The sequence below is a fragment of the Pleionea sp. WD8-19 genome (assembly GCF_055326765.1).
Map to the genome: position 1 here is coordinate 332,468 of NZ_JBUZOU010000003.1, position 13,533 is coordinate 346,000.

8 protein-coding genes and 2 tRNA genes are annotated in these 13,533 nt (G+C 43.0%); 9 read left to right on the forward strand and 1 reads right to left on the reverse strand.

The window, feature by feature from the left end; translation table 11 throughout:
- Positions 1–21: 21 nt before the first annotated feature.
- The 4 genes from ACTUJY_RS05745 to ACTUJY_RS05760 all read left to right on the forward strand — a co-directional run bounded on the left by ACTUJY_RS05745 (position 22) and on the right by ACTUJY_RS05760 (position 3,360).
- Positions 22–97, forward strand: a tRNA-Val gene (locus tag ACTUJY_RS05745).
- Positions 98–161: 64 nt separating this feature from the next.
- Positions 162–238, forward strand: a tRNA-Asp gene (locus ACTUJY_RS05750).
- Positions 239–350: 112 nt separating this feature from the next.
- Positions 351–2,255, forward strand: a complete 1,905-nt coding sequence (locus ACTUJY_RS05755; protein WP_463615104.1) for a SurA N-terminal domain-containing protein — start codon at positions 351–353, stop codon at positions 2,253–2,255.
- A 346-nt stretch (positions 2,256–2,601) separates the two neighbouring features.
- A complete protein-coding gene (locus ACTUJY_RS05760; RefSeq protein WP_463615105.1) occupies positions 2,602–3,360 on the forward strand; it encodes a TIGR01458 family HAD-type hydrolase in 759 nt (252 codons plus the stop codon).
- 51 nt (positions 3,361–3,411) lie between these two features.
- Here the strand turns inward: ACTUJY_RS05760 and ACTUJY_RS05765 are convergent, their stop codons facing one another.
- A complete protein-coding gene (locus ACTUJY_RS05765; protein WP_463615106.1) occupies positions 3,412–4,497 on the reverse strand; it encodes a hypothetical protein in 1,086 nt (361 codons plus the stop codon).
- 598 nt (positions 4,498–5,095) lie between these two features.
- On the opposite strand from ACTUJY_RS05765, the gene gltB reads away from it, so the two are divergent.
- The 5 genes from gltB (at position 5,096) to ACTUJY_RS05790 (ending at position 13,533) form a co-directional block, all read left to right on the forward strand.
- Positions 5,096–9,559 carry a glutamate synthase large subunit gene (gene gltB, locus ACTUJY_RS05770; protein WP_463615107.1) on the forward strand — a complete coding sequence of 1,488 codons (4,464 nt, stop codon included), beginning with the start codon at positions 5,096–5,098 and terminating at the stop codon, positions 9,557–9,559.
- 28 nt (positions 9,560–9,587) lie between these two features.
- Positions 9,588–10,967: an FAD-dependent oxidoreductase gene (locus ACTUJY_RS05775; protein ID WP_463615108.1), complete on the forward strand. Its 1,380-nt coding sequence runs from the start codon at positions 9,588–9,590 to the stop codon at positions 10,965–10,967.
- Positions 10,968–11,302: 335 nt separating this feature from the next.
- On the forward strand, positions 11,303–11,707 hold the full coding sequence (locus tag ACTUJY_RS05780; RefSeq protein ID WP_463615109.1) for a RipA family octameric membrane protein: 405 nt from the start codon (positions 11,303–11,305) through the stop codon (positions 11,705–11,707).
- 78 nt (positions 11,708–11,785) lie between these two features.
- Positions 11,786–13,063, forward strand: a complete 1,278-nt coding sequence (locus ACTUJY_RS05785; RefSeq protein WP_463615110.1) for an SDR family oxidoreductase — start codon at positions 11,786–11,788, stop codon at positions 13,061–13,063.
- A complete protein-coding gene (locus tag ACTUJY_RS05790; RefSeq protein WP_463615111.1) occupies positions 13,063–13,533 on the forward strand; it encodes a DUF2269 family protein in 471 nt (156 codons plus the stop codon). The genes ACTUJY_RS05785 and ACTUJY_RS05790 overlap by 1 nt, the downstream gene beginning before the upstream one ends.

Sequence of the window (13,533 nt, forward strand, 5' to 3'; positions counted from 1 at the left end):
ACATTATTTAAAGAGTTATTTGGGCGCTTAGCTCAGTTGGGAGAGCATCGCCCTTACAAGGCGAGGGTCACTGGTTCGAGTCCAGTAGCGCCCACCAAATTAATTGGATGGGAAGGTATGTTCACAAAGTGACGTAAATGTGTGAACAAACCAAAGAATTTGGAGCGGTAGTTCAGCTGGTTAGAATACCGGCCTGTCACGCCGGGGGTCGCGGGTTCGAGTCCCGTCCGCTCCGCCAGTAAATGAACGCGCCGCATTTGGCGCGTTTTTTTTATCAAAATAATCAAAACGAAATATCTTAAAAGTACAACTTCTAAGATATTGGCAAAGAATCACTCAGGTATCGGATTATGATGGAGAGTATTCGTACGGGCGTTCAAAAGCCCTGGATAAAGTTTTTATTGGCCATTGTGGTCGTATCATTTGTTTTTGCCGGATATTTTACTTCGCAAGGCTTTTCCGGAAGTCCGGACGCCGTTGCAAAAGTGAACGGTAATGAAATCAAATCGACGGAATGGAACACGGCAGTTAATGCTGCAGCTTCTCGATATGGGGAACAGTTTAATGCAATGTTCCCAACCGAAGAGCGTAAAGAGCAGTTCCGTCGCGATGAGCTTGAAAAATTAATCAATAGCAAGCTGGTTGCTCAAGAAGTATCAAACATGGGCTTTCGAGCTTCAGGACAGCAAATTATTGAGCAAGTCCAGGCTATTCCAGGATTTCAGGATAACGGTAAGTTTTCGACCGATTTAATGGATCAGGTGTTAGTGCGTCAAGGTTGGTCGCGAGCAACATTCAAAGACATGGTAGGTGAAAACATCGCGCTTACTCAGTTTACTCAAATATTTACCGATACTGAGATTGCATTACCCTACGAAATTGAGCAACGAGTAGCGTTACAGCAGCAACAGCGTTCGGTTAAAGCTTTGGTGATTGATGCGGCAAGGTTTGAAGACAAAGTGACGCTGAGTGATGAAGAAATCGAGCTTTATTATCAAAACCATCTTAATGACTATCAAGTTGAAGAAAAGCTGGTGGTTGATTACATCGAGTTAAAATCTGACGATTTAGCATCTGCAATTGATATTAGCGATGAAGAAGTTGCTGAGTATTATAAAAATAATCAGGACTTGTATCGTACCGAAGAAGAACGTCGTGTTGCTCATATCTTAGTGAAGGCGGAAGAGCGATCAGAGGCTGAAGCGGAAGCCAAGATAAACGACTTACTTTCACAGTTAAAACAAGGTGCGGATTTTGCTGAACTGGCAAAAAAAGAGTCGGAAGACTTCTCTGCTGAAGAAGGTGGTGATTTAGGATTTGCCGGTCGTGGTGTTATGGCCGCTGAGTTTGAAAAAGCCATGTTCGCTTTAACTGCAGAAAACGATATCTCTGATGTTGTGAAAACCGAGTTTGGTTATCACATTATTAAGCTTCTGGAAATTAAGTCCGGTGACGCGCGCCCACTGGAGGAAGTAAAAGATGAGATTGCTTCTCGCATGAAAAACGAAAAAGCAGAAGAAGCTTTTTATATCAAAAAAGACAAAGTTGCCCAATTGGCGTTTGATCATTATGACTCTTTGACGGCGGCTGCTGCAGAGGGTCAGCTGGAAATCAAAACCAGTGAAGCGTTCCCTCGTACTGGAGGTACAGGCATTTTTGCTAATGCAAAATTGTTAGAAGAAGCATTTAGCAGTGATGTATTAAACGATAAGCGCAATTCTGGTGAAATCGAAATTTCTGAAGATCATATTGTTATATTGCGTGCAAAAGAACATACACCAGCTCGCACCAAACCATTGGAAGAAGTAAAAGCTGAAGTCAGTACTGCACTGCGTCGTCAGAAAGCGCGTGAAGCAGCGAAATCAACTGGTGATGAGTTGATTGCGACGTTGAATGCAGGTGAACTTATCGATGCACAGGTTACTGAGTTAGGGCTCGAGTGGAAAGAAGCGAAAAATATTCGACGTAACTCTTCGGAGTTGGGTTTTGATTTGACTCGCCTTGCTTTTAAAGCACCGAAACCAGTCAATGGTGTAGCGGTTGCAACTGGAGCGGAAACCATGAACGGTGACTATGCTGTCGTTCAAGTAACCGATGTTACTACCGTTAATGCAGAGAAAATTTCGGAAGCGGAAAAGAAGCAAGCGCAAGCACGCATTCAACGTAGCATTGGTGATTCTGGATACTCTGCTCTGGTTAAAGCGGTACGCGAAGACGCCGATATAGTGAAGTACGAAGAGCGTATTTCACGTTAATCCTTATCTATGTAAGTTCGTTTTTTAAGCCGGGTTATTGCCCGGCTTTTTATTTTTAGAGTGTTTTCTAAACTTACCAAGTCACTCCTACTCGATCGTATAATTTTCTAAAGTTCAATCATCTGATTTTGGCTTTCTTTAATGGGACCTTGTGACCGAAAAAAGTGCTATTGGATGATAAGTGCAAAAAGTTGTTGTTACTGCTATTTAGGGTACTAAATACGGGCTACTTTCTTTTTGTTGCATCCGAATAGGTTCTGTGTATTGTTCCAATCGTTCATTTTGTACCATACTGAAAGAATGACTCAATTTGCAAGCAAACTGAATGCACTTTATTGGATGAGATATGACGACAAAAATAAAGGCGATATTTTTTGATTTAAGTGGCGTGCTGTTCCAAGGAACGCAAGTTATTAACGGAGCGGCTCAAGCAGTAATCAATTTGCGAAAACATTATTGCTTGCGCTTTGTTACCAATACTGCGACGCGTTCACATTCAGAAATTATCGCCAAACTCGCAGCCATGAATATCGAAGTGAAACCGGAAGAACTTTATACCGCGCCGGTAGCGGCTTATCAATTTGTGAAAAAAAAGAAGCTACGTCCTTTTTGTTTAATTCATCCGTCTTTGCGTGAGCAGTTTTCTGATTTACCTCAAGACAATCCTAACTGTGTGATCCTAAGTGATGCAGGAGACGACTTAAATTATCACCATTTGAATCGAGCGTTTCAATTGTGTTTCCAAGGCGCTTCTTTAATTGCAATTGGTAAAAACAAATATTTTCGATCTGAAAATGAAATTAAGCTGGATACTGGAGCATTTGTACATGGACTTGAGTGGGCTGCAGGAGTTAAGGCCATCATTATGGGAAAGCCTTCCCCCGTGTTTTTTCAGCAAGTCGTCGCTTCAACTGAGTTCGCAGCCAACGAATGCATGATGATTGGTGACGACTTAGACGGTGATGTTCTTGCAGCGCATTTAGCGGGATTACAAGCAACGTTGGTTCGAACAGGCAAGTTTCAGCCAAATGATGAAGAAAAGCTGGCAGGAAGAGCGCCAGTTATCGACTCTGTACAAGACATTGAGTCCATCATAACGGTCTAACCGCTCTTTCACTTTAGAAAAAATTAAAGGTAGGGTCGCGGCAAATGCACTTTAAGGGTATTCGTCTCCGTCCATTTGCCACCGTAATCGATTGTCATCCGAGTTTTCGTTATAAGAGTTTTCGCGATCTGCTACGAACTTGCGTTTTACCTTTGTTTCAAGACAGGTAATTGAGTCTCCAGCAACACTGACAAATTGTCGCTGTTTCATTTCTTTCTTTAATGTCACTCTATCGCCTGGCAGCACATTGGCGCTCGAAACATCCAGTGCGTGCACTAGGGCCATATTTTTCCATGTTTTTTCCACGGCTAATCGACTTACCGAGTAACTCGGGAATTGCGGATCTTCTTGGTAGGTTAACAGCACATGTTCGTTTTCATAGACCACTCCTTCCCCAATATTGATATAAATTTCATTGTTATCCACACGTATGACTTCGCCTTGGATCGGATGGTTCTGGAAGTAATGACTCACTTCGATTATCGTTCGGTTGACTGCGGCAATTAATGCTTGCCCGCTGGTTGTTGTTGCAAAGCCATTAAAGAACGTTTGGTTGACTATGGGAGAAAAAACCGTAGGGTTACCACTGCGTTCGCACGCTTCGAGTTTTGACGTTATGGGGACTTCAAGAACAGGATGGTGCTGTCGGTCGTAAACAACGAGAATGAGCGAGATGGTAGCGGGCTTATCATCGCCGTGAATTAAGCTCCAAAATCGATCGAAGTGAGCAAAACTAAGACTGAACAAATTGTTGGAGTCGCCGAGCGCATACAAAGAGTCATAACGTTTGATGTGAAACTGCAACAGGTAATCGTAGTTCTCATCAACAGGTTGTAGAAATTGACTGTAGCGCACCAATTGATAAAAAAGTTGGTTTAATGCAGAAGGTACTGTGCGGACCTCCGTATAGTGTTCTTTACCGCTCAGCCCACTTGTGTCGTAGCTGACTTTCCCACTCGCATTTACCCATGGCAAAAGCTTGATTCGAATGCCACTTCCAGGCTGGTCTTGCCAATGCAAATGACTGTAAAAACGAGTTTGTTCACCGGTTAAGTAAGGGAGGCGGATCGAGGTTGTGGCGCTGTAGCCAATTCCAGACACAAATATCACTAAAATAAAGTAATAAACGTTGTTCATTTCATAGGGTCGAGGGTTAACCGGGCTCTATGGTGTGTATCGGCCGCAAAAAATTTGAGTTTACTTAATCCTTTCCTCAATATTGGTACTGGTGAATAAATATGATTTCAAATGCATAATAATAATGCACTATGTAATAAAATTACATTTTAAGTGGCTGTTTAAATAAATCATTAAATAAAATAAAAAAATCCAGGATAGGCCTTCTAACTGCCTGTAATTAAAGATAAAGGCGTTTTTTTGGACATTGTTTTCTTTTGCGAGCTTTCAGTGGAGTTTGTTTAAAACAGACTAATATTCATTTTCTTATATCGAATGAAATAACAAATAAGTTGTAATATTTCATGATGACTTTCTTTACAATGGGTAAATATTCGATATAGACTGATATTGTGTTGCTTTGCAGCACGTCAGTGGAATGTTTTACCTATTGCACTGAACCAGAAGCTCAAGCGCAGTAGAAAGCTTCTTATGGCATTACTTCGTTGAAGTCACTCTATCTGAAACGTTTAGTATTCAGAGTCGATAGCACAACGCCTCACCATAACAACATCGGCTTCAACTGACATCCAATAACAGTAATCAAAAGGATGGGACCATGAACAAGCTCTATCACCACGGTCAGGCGAAAGACAATTGTGGCTTCGGTATGATCGCGCACACCCATGGTAAACCCAGTCATCAGCTGGTTGAAACAGCGCTCGAAGCACTGAATCGTATGACACATCGTGGTGCCATTGCTTCAGATGGCTTGTCGGGTGATGGATGTGGCCTTTTGATACAAAAGCCCGAATCCTTTTTACGTCGTGTAGCGCAAGACGCTGGGTTATCGCTTGGGCGTGATTTTGCCGTAGGTATGGTGTTTTTGCACCAAGATGAAACCATTGCGCGTCAGTGTCGCAGTATTCTTGAGCAAGAAATTCGTCGTGAAACTCTATCGGTGATTGGCTGGCGACGTGTTCCTATCAATACCGATGTTTGTGGTGAAGTCGCGTTATCGTCGTTACCCCAAATTGAGCAAATTTTTGTCCAAGGTATGCCGGGTTGGAGCAAACACGATATGGAGCGCCGCTTGTTTATGGCGCGTCGGCGGGCGGCTTGGCGAGTACTCGACGAAGTTCGTGACTTTACCTACTACGTTTCTTCTTTATCCTGCCTGGTCATGGTTTATAAAGCTTTAGTGATGCCGCGTTATTTGGCTAAGTTTTACGTTGATCTCCAAGCGTCGGATTTCACCAGTGCTATTTGCTTGTTCCATCAACGTTTCTCAACAAATACATTACCACAATGGCGTTACGCCCAACCGTTTCGGTTTTTAGCGCACAATGGAGAAATCAATACCATCAGTGGTAATCGTAACTGGTCGAAAGCGCGCACCAGTAAATTCGTGACACCCCTGTTGCCCGATTTAAAAGAAGTTGCGCCCTTAGTGAATCAAACCGGTTCCGACTCTTCGTCATTAGATAATATGCTGGAAGTGTTTCTGGCTGGCGGTATGGATATTTTTCGCGCCTTGCGTCTTTTGATCCCTCCGGCCTGGCAAAATCTTCCGGGGATGGATCCCGACCTGCGTGCCTTTTATGAATTCAATTCCATGCACTTGGAGCCTTGGGATGGCCCGGCAGGGATTGTGATGACCAACGGTCAACACGTTGCTTGTACATTGGATCGCAATGGCTTACGGCCGGCACGTTATGTGATCACCAAAGACGACATAATTACACTGGCATCCGAAGTCGGCGTGTGGGATTACGAAGAAGCCGATGTGATCGAAAAAGGTCGAGTTGGTCCCGGTGAAATGTTTGCCATTGATACCAAAATTGGCAAGATCTGGAAAAGCCGAGAAATCGATGACGAACTAAAAACGCGTCATCCGTATCGCGCCTGGTTGGAAGAAAACCATTTGAATTTACTGAAGCAACAACCGGAAATTGCTGAGCCAATTGAGCCTGATGAATTGCTGTTTCAACAAAAACGTTTTGGTTTTTCACAGGAAGAAAAAAAGACGGTGATCAGCAACCTGTTTCAACAGGGTGTGGAAGCGACCGGCTCCATGGGTGATGATACACCCATTGCTGTTTTGTCCACCGAGCAACGCAGTGTATTCGACTATTTTCGCCAGCAGTTTGCGCAAGTAACGAATCCTCCGATTGATCCATTGCGCGAACAGGCCAGTATGAGTCTCGAAACCTGTATCGGTGTGGAGTACAACGTGTTTCAGGAAACCACTGGTCATGCTTATCGCGTGGTATTAGACAGCCCAGTATTAACCTTCAACGAACATCAACAATTGCTGCGTTTAAAAGGCAAACATTATCGACAACTCACCATTCCATTAGGATTGTCCGAGTCTGAATCATTACAAAGTGCCATCGAGCGCATTACCAAACGAGCGGTTCATGCCGTCAGTGATGGTGTGGTTATTTTGAATTTGTCGGATCGTGATCTGTTGGATGAAGAAACGCCCATTCATCCTTCGTTAGCCATTGGTGCCATTCACAATGCTTTGATAGAAGAGGGGTTACGGTGTGACTGCAATATTCTAGTGGCCAGTGGCTTTGTGCGCGATCCACATCATTTTGCGGTTTTATTTGGCTTAGGCGCAACGGCTATTTATCCGTATCTAGCGTATCAAACCATCGAAGAACTGAGTAATGAAAAACATCCAGACGAAATTGAAAAAGGGATTTTGGCTTATCGTAAAGGTATTGATTATGGGCTACGAAAAATTCTATCGAAAATGGGCATTTCTACCTTAGCGAGTTATCGAGGAGCACAATTGTTTGAAGGATTAGGATTTGCCGATGAAGTCATGAAGCGTTGCTTTCCGGAAATGGCGTCACGCATAAGCGGCGTTGATTTTAGTTTACTGGAACAAGACGCTCGATTGTTACAACGCAAAGCGAGTGTGCCGCACATCAAATTGCAGCAAGGCGGGTTGTTAAAATTTCAGTTTGATGCGGAACAACACGCATACAATCCGGATGTGGTGCAATTGCTACAACAAGCCGTGAACTCCGGGAGTTACGAAGCGTATCTGAAATTTTCGAATCAAGTAAATCATCGAAAACCTTTAGCTTTGCGCGATCTGTTAACGTTGGTACCAGCGGAGCAACCGATAGAACTTTCGAAGGTTGAAGCTGAAGAACAATTATTTCCACGGTTTGATAGCGCTGCTATGTCGATCGGAGCGCTTTCACCTGAAGCTCATGAAGCGCTAGCGATTGCAATGAATCGTTTGGGCGGACAGTCGAACTCCGGTGAAGGAGGAGAAGATGCTCGCCGTTTCAACACATTAAAAAATTCGAAAATCAAACAAGTTGCATCGGGCCGCTTTGGCGTCAATGCACACTACCTTGTGAATGCCGAAGTTTTGCAAATTAAAGTTGCACAAGGTGCGAAACCAGGCGAGGGCGGTCAACTCCCTGGGCATAAAGTTACCGCATTAATTGCACAATTACGTCACTCCATTCCGGGCGTTACTTTGATTTCTCCGCCGCCTCATCACGATATTTATTCGATAGAAGATTTGGCGCAATTAATTTTCGATTTAAAACAAGTGAATCCGAAAGCGAGAGTGTCGGTCAAACTGGTTTCTGAACCCGGGGTAGGAACGATTGCTGCCGGTGTCGCTAAAGCCTATGCCGATATGATCACCATTAGCGGATACGATGGTGGCACTGGTGCCAGCCCAATAACTTCGATTAAATACGCAGGCTCTCCCTGGGAGTTAGGTTTGGCGGAAGTACAACAAGCACTGGTAGAAAATGGATTGCGCCATAAAGTAACGGTACAAGTAGACGGTGGATTAAAAACCGGTCTCGATGTAATCAAAGGCGCGATTTTGGGTGCGGAAAGTTTTGGATTCGGTACTGGCCCCATGGTGGCTTTGGGTTGTAAATACTTACGTATTTGTCATTTGAATAATTGTGCAACGGGTGTTGCGACTCAAGACGATGAATTACGACGCAAACATTTTCATGGCTTGCCAGAAAAAGTGGAAAACTACTTTAAATTTATTGCCCGAGAAGTGCGTGAATGGCTGAGCGTTTTAGGTGCGGAAAAGCTGGAAGACATTATCGGCAAAACACATCTGTTGAAGCGAGTGCAGTCGACTATTGAAAAGCACAAAGCGATCAATCTGGATGCCATTTTAAGTAGTGCCTCGGTTGTCAATCAATATCCGAATTATTGTGTCGAAAAATCCAACCCTTCTTTTGATAAAGGATTGTTGAATGAACAAATACTGGATGATGCGCGACAGGCTGTCGATAGTCATCAATCGATCACTTTAAGTTATCGCATTAAAAATTATCAGCGTTCGATTGGCGCGAGGTTAAGCGGTTACATTGCGGAGAAATTGGGAAAAGACGGTTGTAAACAGCATCCTGTTCATATCAATTTTTCCGGCACTGCAGGGCAGAGTTTGGGCGTTTGGAACATACCGGGTGTGTTCATTTCTGTCGAAGGTGATGCTAACGATTACGTTGGCAAAGGTATGTCGGGTGGGCGAATTGTTTTACGACCGCCGCGTCATTCCACGCTGGTCAGTCGGCGTAACACTATTATTGGAAACACCTGTTTGTACGGCGCAACCGGAGGTGAACTTTATGCGGCTGGCAAAGCCGGTGAACGTTTTGCGGTACGCAATTCCGGTTGCGATGCGGTGGTCGAAGGTTTGGGCGCACACGGCTGTGAATACATGACGGGCGGTCGTGTTGTTGTACTCGGAAGTGTGGGTTGGAACTTTGCAGCTGGCATGACGGGTGGTGAAGCGTTTGTTCTAGATATATCCAACGAGTTCGAAGCTTATTGCAATACCGAATTTGTTACGGTTCAGTCCATTACTGAAAGTACAAGTGCAGCAAAAATTTCTGAGTTAAAAGCGTTGATTGAAAACCATGCACGATTGACGCAAAGCGAATGGGCGCAACAAATTTTGGAAAGTTTTGAGCATTACATCGCTTCTTTTAAATACATTGCACCGAAAGTACAGGTGAGCAGTAAAGGCAAACGACAAACAAGGAAAGCGAAGTTAATTCATTTTGCAAAAGTGGGATGAGAAATTCCGTACAAAAAAGGTAACGACTATGGGTGAACAACGTCAACTGTTTGAGTTTATCGATCTGGATCGTCAAGAACCCGAGAAGCAACCGATAGAAGTGCGCAAGCATGAGTTTTCAGAAATTTATCGAGATTTCAAACAGCCGGGTATTAAGGAGCAGTCCAGTCGTTGTATTTCCTGTGGTAATCCTTATTGCCAATGGAAATGCCCGGTACACAATTACATTCCTGATTGGTTGGATCTAGCTGCGCAAGGTAAATACATTGAAGCGGCCGAATTGTCGCATCAAACCAACAGTTTGCCGGAAGTGTGCGGTCGCGTTTGTCCGCAAGATCGTTTGTGCGAAATGGCTTGCACATTAAACAACGACTTTGGCGCGGTTACTATCGGTCAGGTAGAAAAGTTTATTACCGATCAGGCTTTTGCACTGGGTTGGCAGCCGGATTTATCCAACGTAAAACCACAACCCTTTAAAGTAGCCGTAATAGGCGCAGGACCCGCAGGTCTTGCCTGCGCCGATGTGCTTATTCGCAATGGTATATCGGTTACGGTTTATGATCGTTACCCGGAAATTGGCGGCCTTTTAACGTTTGGCATTCCCGAGTTTAAACTGGAAAAAAATGTAATGGCACAAAGGCGTAAAGTGTTTGAGAACATGGGCATTACCTTTCAATTGAATTGCGAAGTGGGTAAAGACGTTTCTTTTGCTCAACTTGAATCGCAGTACGACGCTGTATTTTTAGGTTTGGGTACTTATCGCCCGGTAAATGGAGCGTTAAACGAAGGTGAAGCGCAAGGCTGTTATCGCGCGCTCGATTACTTGATCGGTAATACCAATTATTTACATGACTATCAAATACGCGGCAGCGACTACATTAATTTGCGAAATAAAGTGGTGGCTGTTTTGGGCGGTGGCGATACCGCAATGGATTGTGTGCGTACCGCCATACGGCAAGGTGCAGAGAAGGTGTATTGTATTTATCGCAAAGACGAACAATCCATGCCTGGCTCGAAAAAGGAATATAATCACGCGAAAGAAGAAGGCGTCGAGTTTATTTGGCATCATCAGGCGATTAATACGGTTCGCACCAGTGATGGTCAATTAGTTGGACTTACATGCCGTGATACACGAAATGGAAACGAAGAGTTTATTGAATGCGACGCCGTGATTGTTGCTTATGGATTTCGACCGAGCCCTCCAAACTGGTTGAGTGATTCTCAAGTTGTTTTGGATGAATCTCAAAAAGTAGTTACCGATGAGCACCAGGGCTTTCGCACCAGTCAAAATAAAATTTACGCTGGTGGTGATATGGTTCGCGGTGCCGATTTGGTGGTGACTGCTATTGCTGATGGACGAAAGGCTGCAGCTTCTATTTGTGAAGACTTGGGGGTTTTGGTTGGTTGATGTTTTGGATAAGCTCGGATAGAGATATTGTTGGCGAGTGATATATTTGTGCTTGATGATTTATGCTTAGTTTGCTGTAGAGATTGCAATTAATATTATCGATTTATCAGGTTGTAGTTTATTGTTTTTATGAGTTCTAACCCTGTGTTTAATACTAACTTTACAGACATCATTCTGTTTGAATGTATTTAAACACCTAATCTGAGGCACCTGAAATAAAGGTCCCGATGAGATTTAATCTTTAACTATATGATCTGAAATATATCGATGGAAACATAGGGATGCTAGTCTTATAATTCTGTAGGATCGTTTTTTTATTTCAATAAGGAATCCAAATGAAAAAAGAGCAACTAGTTTGGGAGCACTTTAAATTAAACTCAGACCAAAGACTAAAAGCATTTAATTTTTATGTTGTTCTTTCTATTTTCGCGGATGGAGGCGTTTTTACGGCTCTTGAGAAAAACATTGATCCTGTATACCTCTTTATACTGGGTGTTTTAGTTATTATTCTTTCTATCATATTTTGGCTAATTGATACCAGAAGTCGAAACCTATTGCTTTTAACTATTCCAGCAATGAAAGAGATAGAGTCTTCATTTCCTGGTAAGTTTCAACTTTTCAAGTTGGACGAAGAGCAACGCAGCAAAAATATTGTTCGATATACATTTGCAATTAGAGTGCTTTTTTTATGCCAAATTCTATTTGGAACATTTACTATTGTATTTAGCCAAATAAAGTGATTCAGTTATACCTAATAAAACATAAAAATGTTTTTGTTTCTGGTAAAAAACAATAAACTAAACAGGTAAAACATAGCAATGCAAGCACTGGTACTAGGAGGAAACGGTTTTATCGGTCGCGCTATTTGCTCAGTGTTTTTGAAGCAAGGCTATCAAGTAAAGTCATTAGGTCGTAGTTCCATTGGTTTACTTCCAGATGTAGAGCCTGTTCAACTCACCGATTTATCACATCAAAACGATTCGTTTTGGCAAAATTTATTGCGCGATGTTTCTGTCATCATTAATTGTTGGGGCGTTTTAAAAGCCAGTGATAGTGAATTTGATAAGGTGCATTATCAACTGCCAAAACAAGTGGCAGAGCAGGCAAAAAAGCGTGCCATTCGTTTTATCCAAATATCGGCGATAGGGCCGGAAGACACCACCTTTATCCAAAGCAAATATCGTTTCGATAACTGGCTTACCGAACATTATACAAACAGTGTGATCCTTCGGCCTTCAGTGGTGATCAGCACACATGGTTCTTATGGCGGTACATCTCTTATTCGAGCTATATCGGCAACACCTCGGATGCTCATTTTACCCGGCGATGGCAAGCAGTTAATCAGACCCATAATGCTTGACGATCTGGCAACTATGGTCATTCATTTAGCTAAGCGAACTTCGGAACATACTTCCGTTATCCACGCATGCGGGGAACAGGTTTGCAGTATTCAAGAGCTGTTAACGACGCTAAGAAATTGGCTGGATATTAAAACCTCGTGGACTTTGCATATACCCATGGCATTTATTCGATTCACAACGCAAATTGCCGAACGTTTTACGCGGGGCCCAATGGGTGCGAATACTCTGCATATGCTTAATCAGGGGAATACTTGTTCCGATGATGAGTACCAACAAGCCGTCCAAATATCAGGCGTGCATCCTCAATCCGTCATTACAGCATTCAAACAAACGCCTTGTTTTGTGCAAGACCGTTGGCACGCTAAATTATATTTCCTTAATGGTATCAATTTATTTTTATTGTTTTGGGTTTGGTTGTTTTCTGGAATCGCTGGCTTAATGTACACGCCAGAGAACTGGAGGGAATTGCTAGCGCCTATTGTTCAAGAGACGTCGGTTCAATCGATATTAGTGTATACACTTTCAGTTTGGGATTGTTTGTTAGCCGTATTACTTTTTGTTTATCGATTTAGAGCGTGGGTATTAGCTTTAATGTTGATAAGTGTTGTTGTTTATACCATTACGGTAACTTCGCTTAACCTGAATTTATGGCTTGAGCCTTTGGGCGGAGTGGTAAAAAATCTTTGCGTTATCACCAGCGTTTTGTTGGCCATGGTTTTACACGAGAAAAAATAGTGACCTATTATTTAACGTTAAAAACACTGCATATATTAACCTCCACACTGCTATTTGGAACCGGATTGGGTACGGCATTTTATATGTGGCGCGCCGATGTTTCTCGCGATGTAGCAACCATTGCTCATACAGCTAAAAATGTTGTGCTTGCGGACTGGTTATTTACAACCCCTAGTGTCATTCTTCAACCCATAACTGGCGTGTTAATGATCGCTTATGCCGGTTATTCGTATGATTCTTTTTGGATACTATGGAGCCTGATTTTATACGTTATTATTGGCGCATTGTGGCTGCCTGTTGTGTTGATACAGATGAAAGTTCGTGACAATGCAGTACAATCAATGGGGTCAGGAGAAAAATTTAATGAAACGCGTCATCGTCGGTTAATGTGGATTTGGTACAGCCTCGGATGGCCAGCGTTTATGGGTGTTATTTTGATCTTTGGACTTATGGTATTTAAGCCTGTTTAG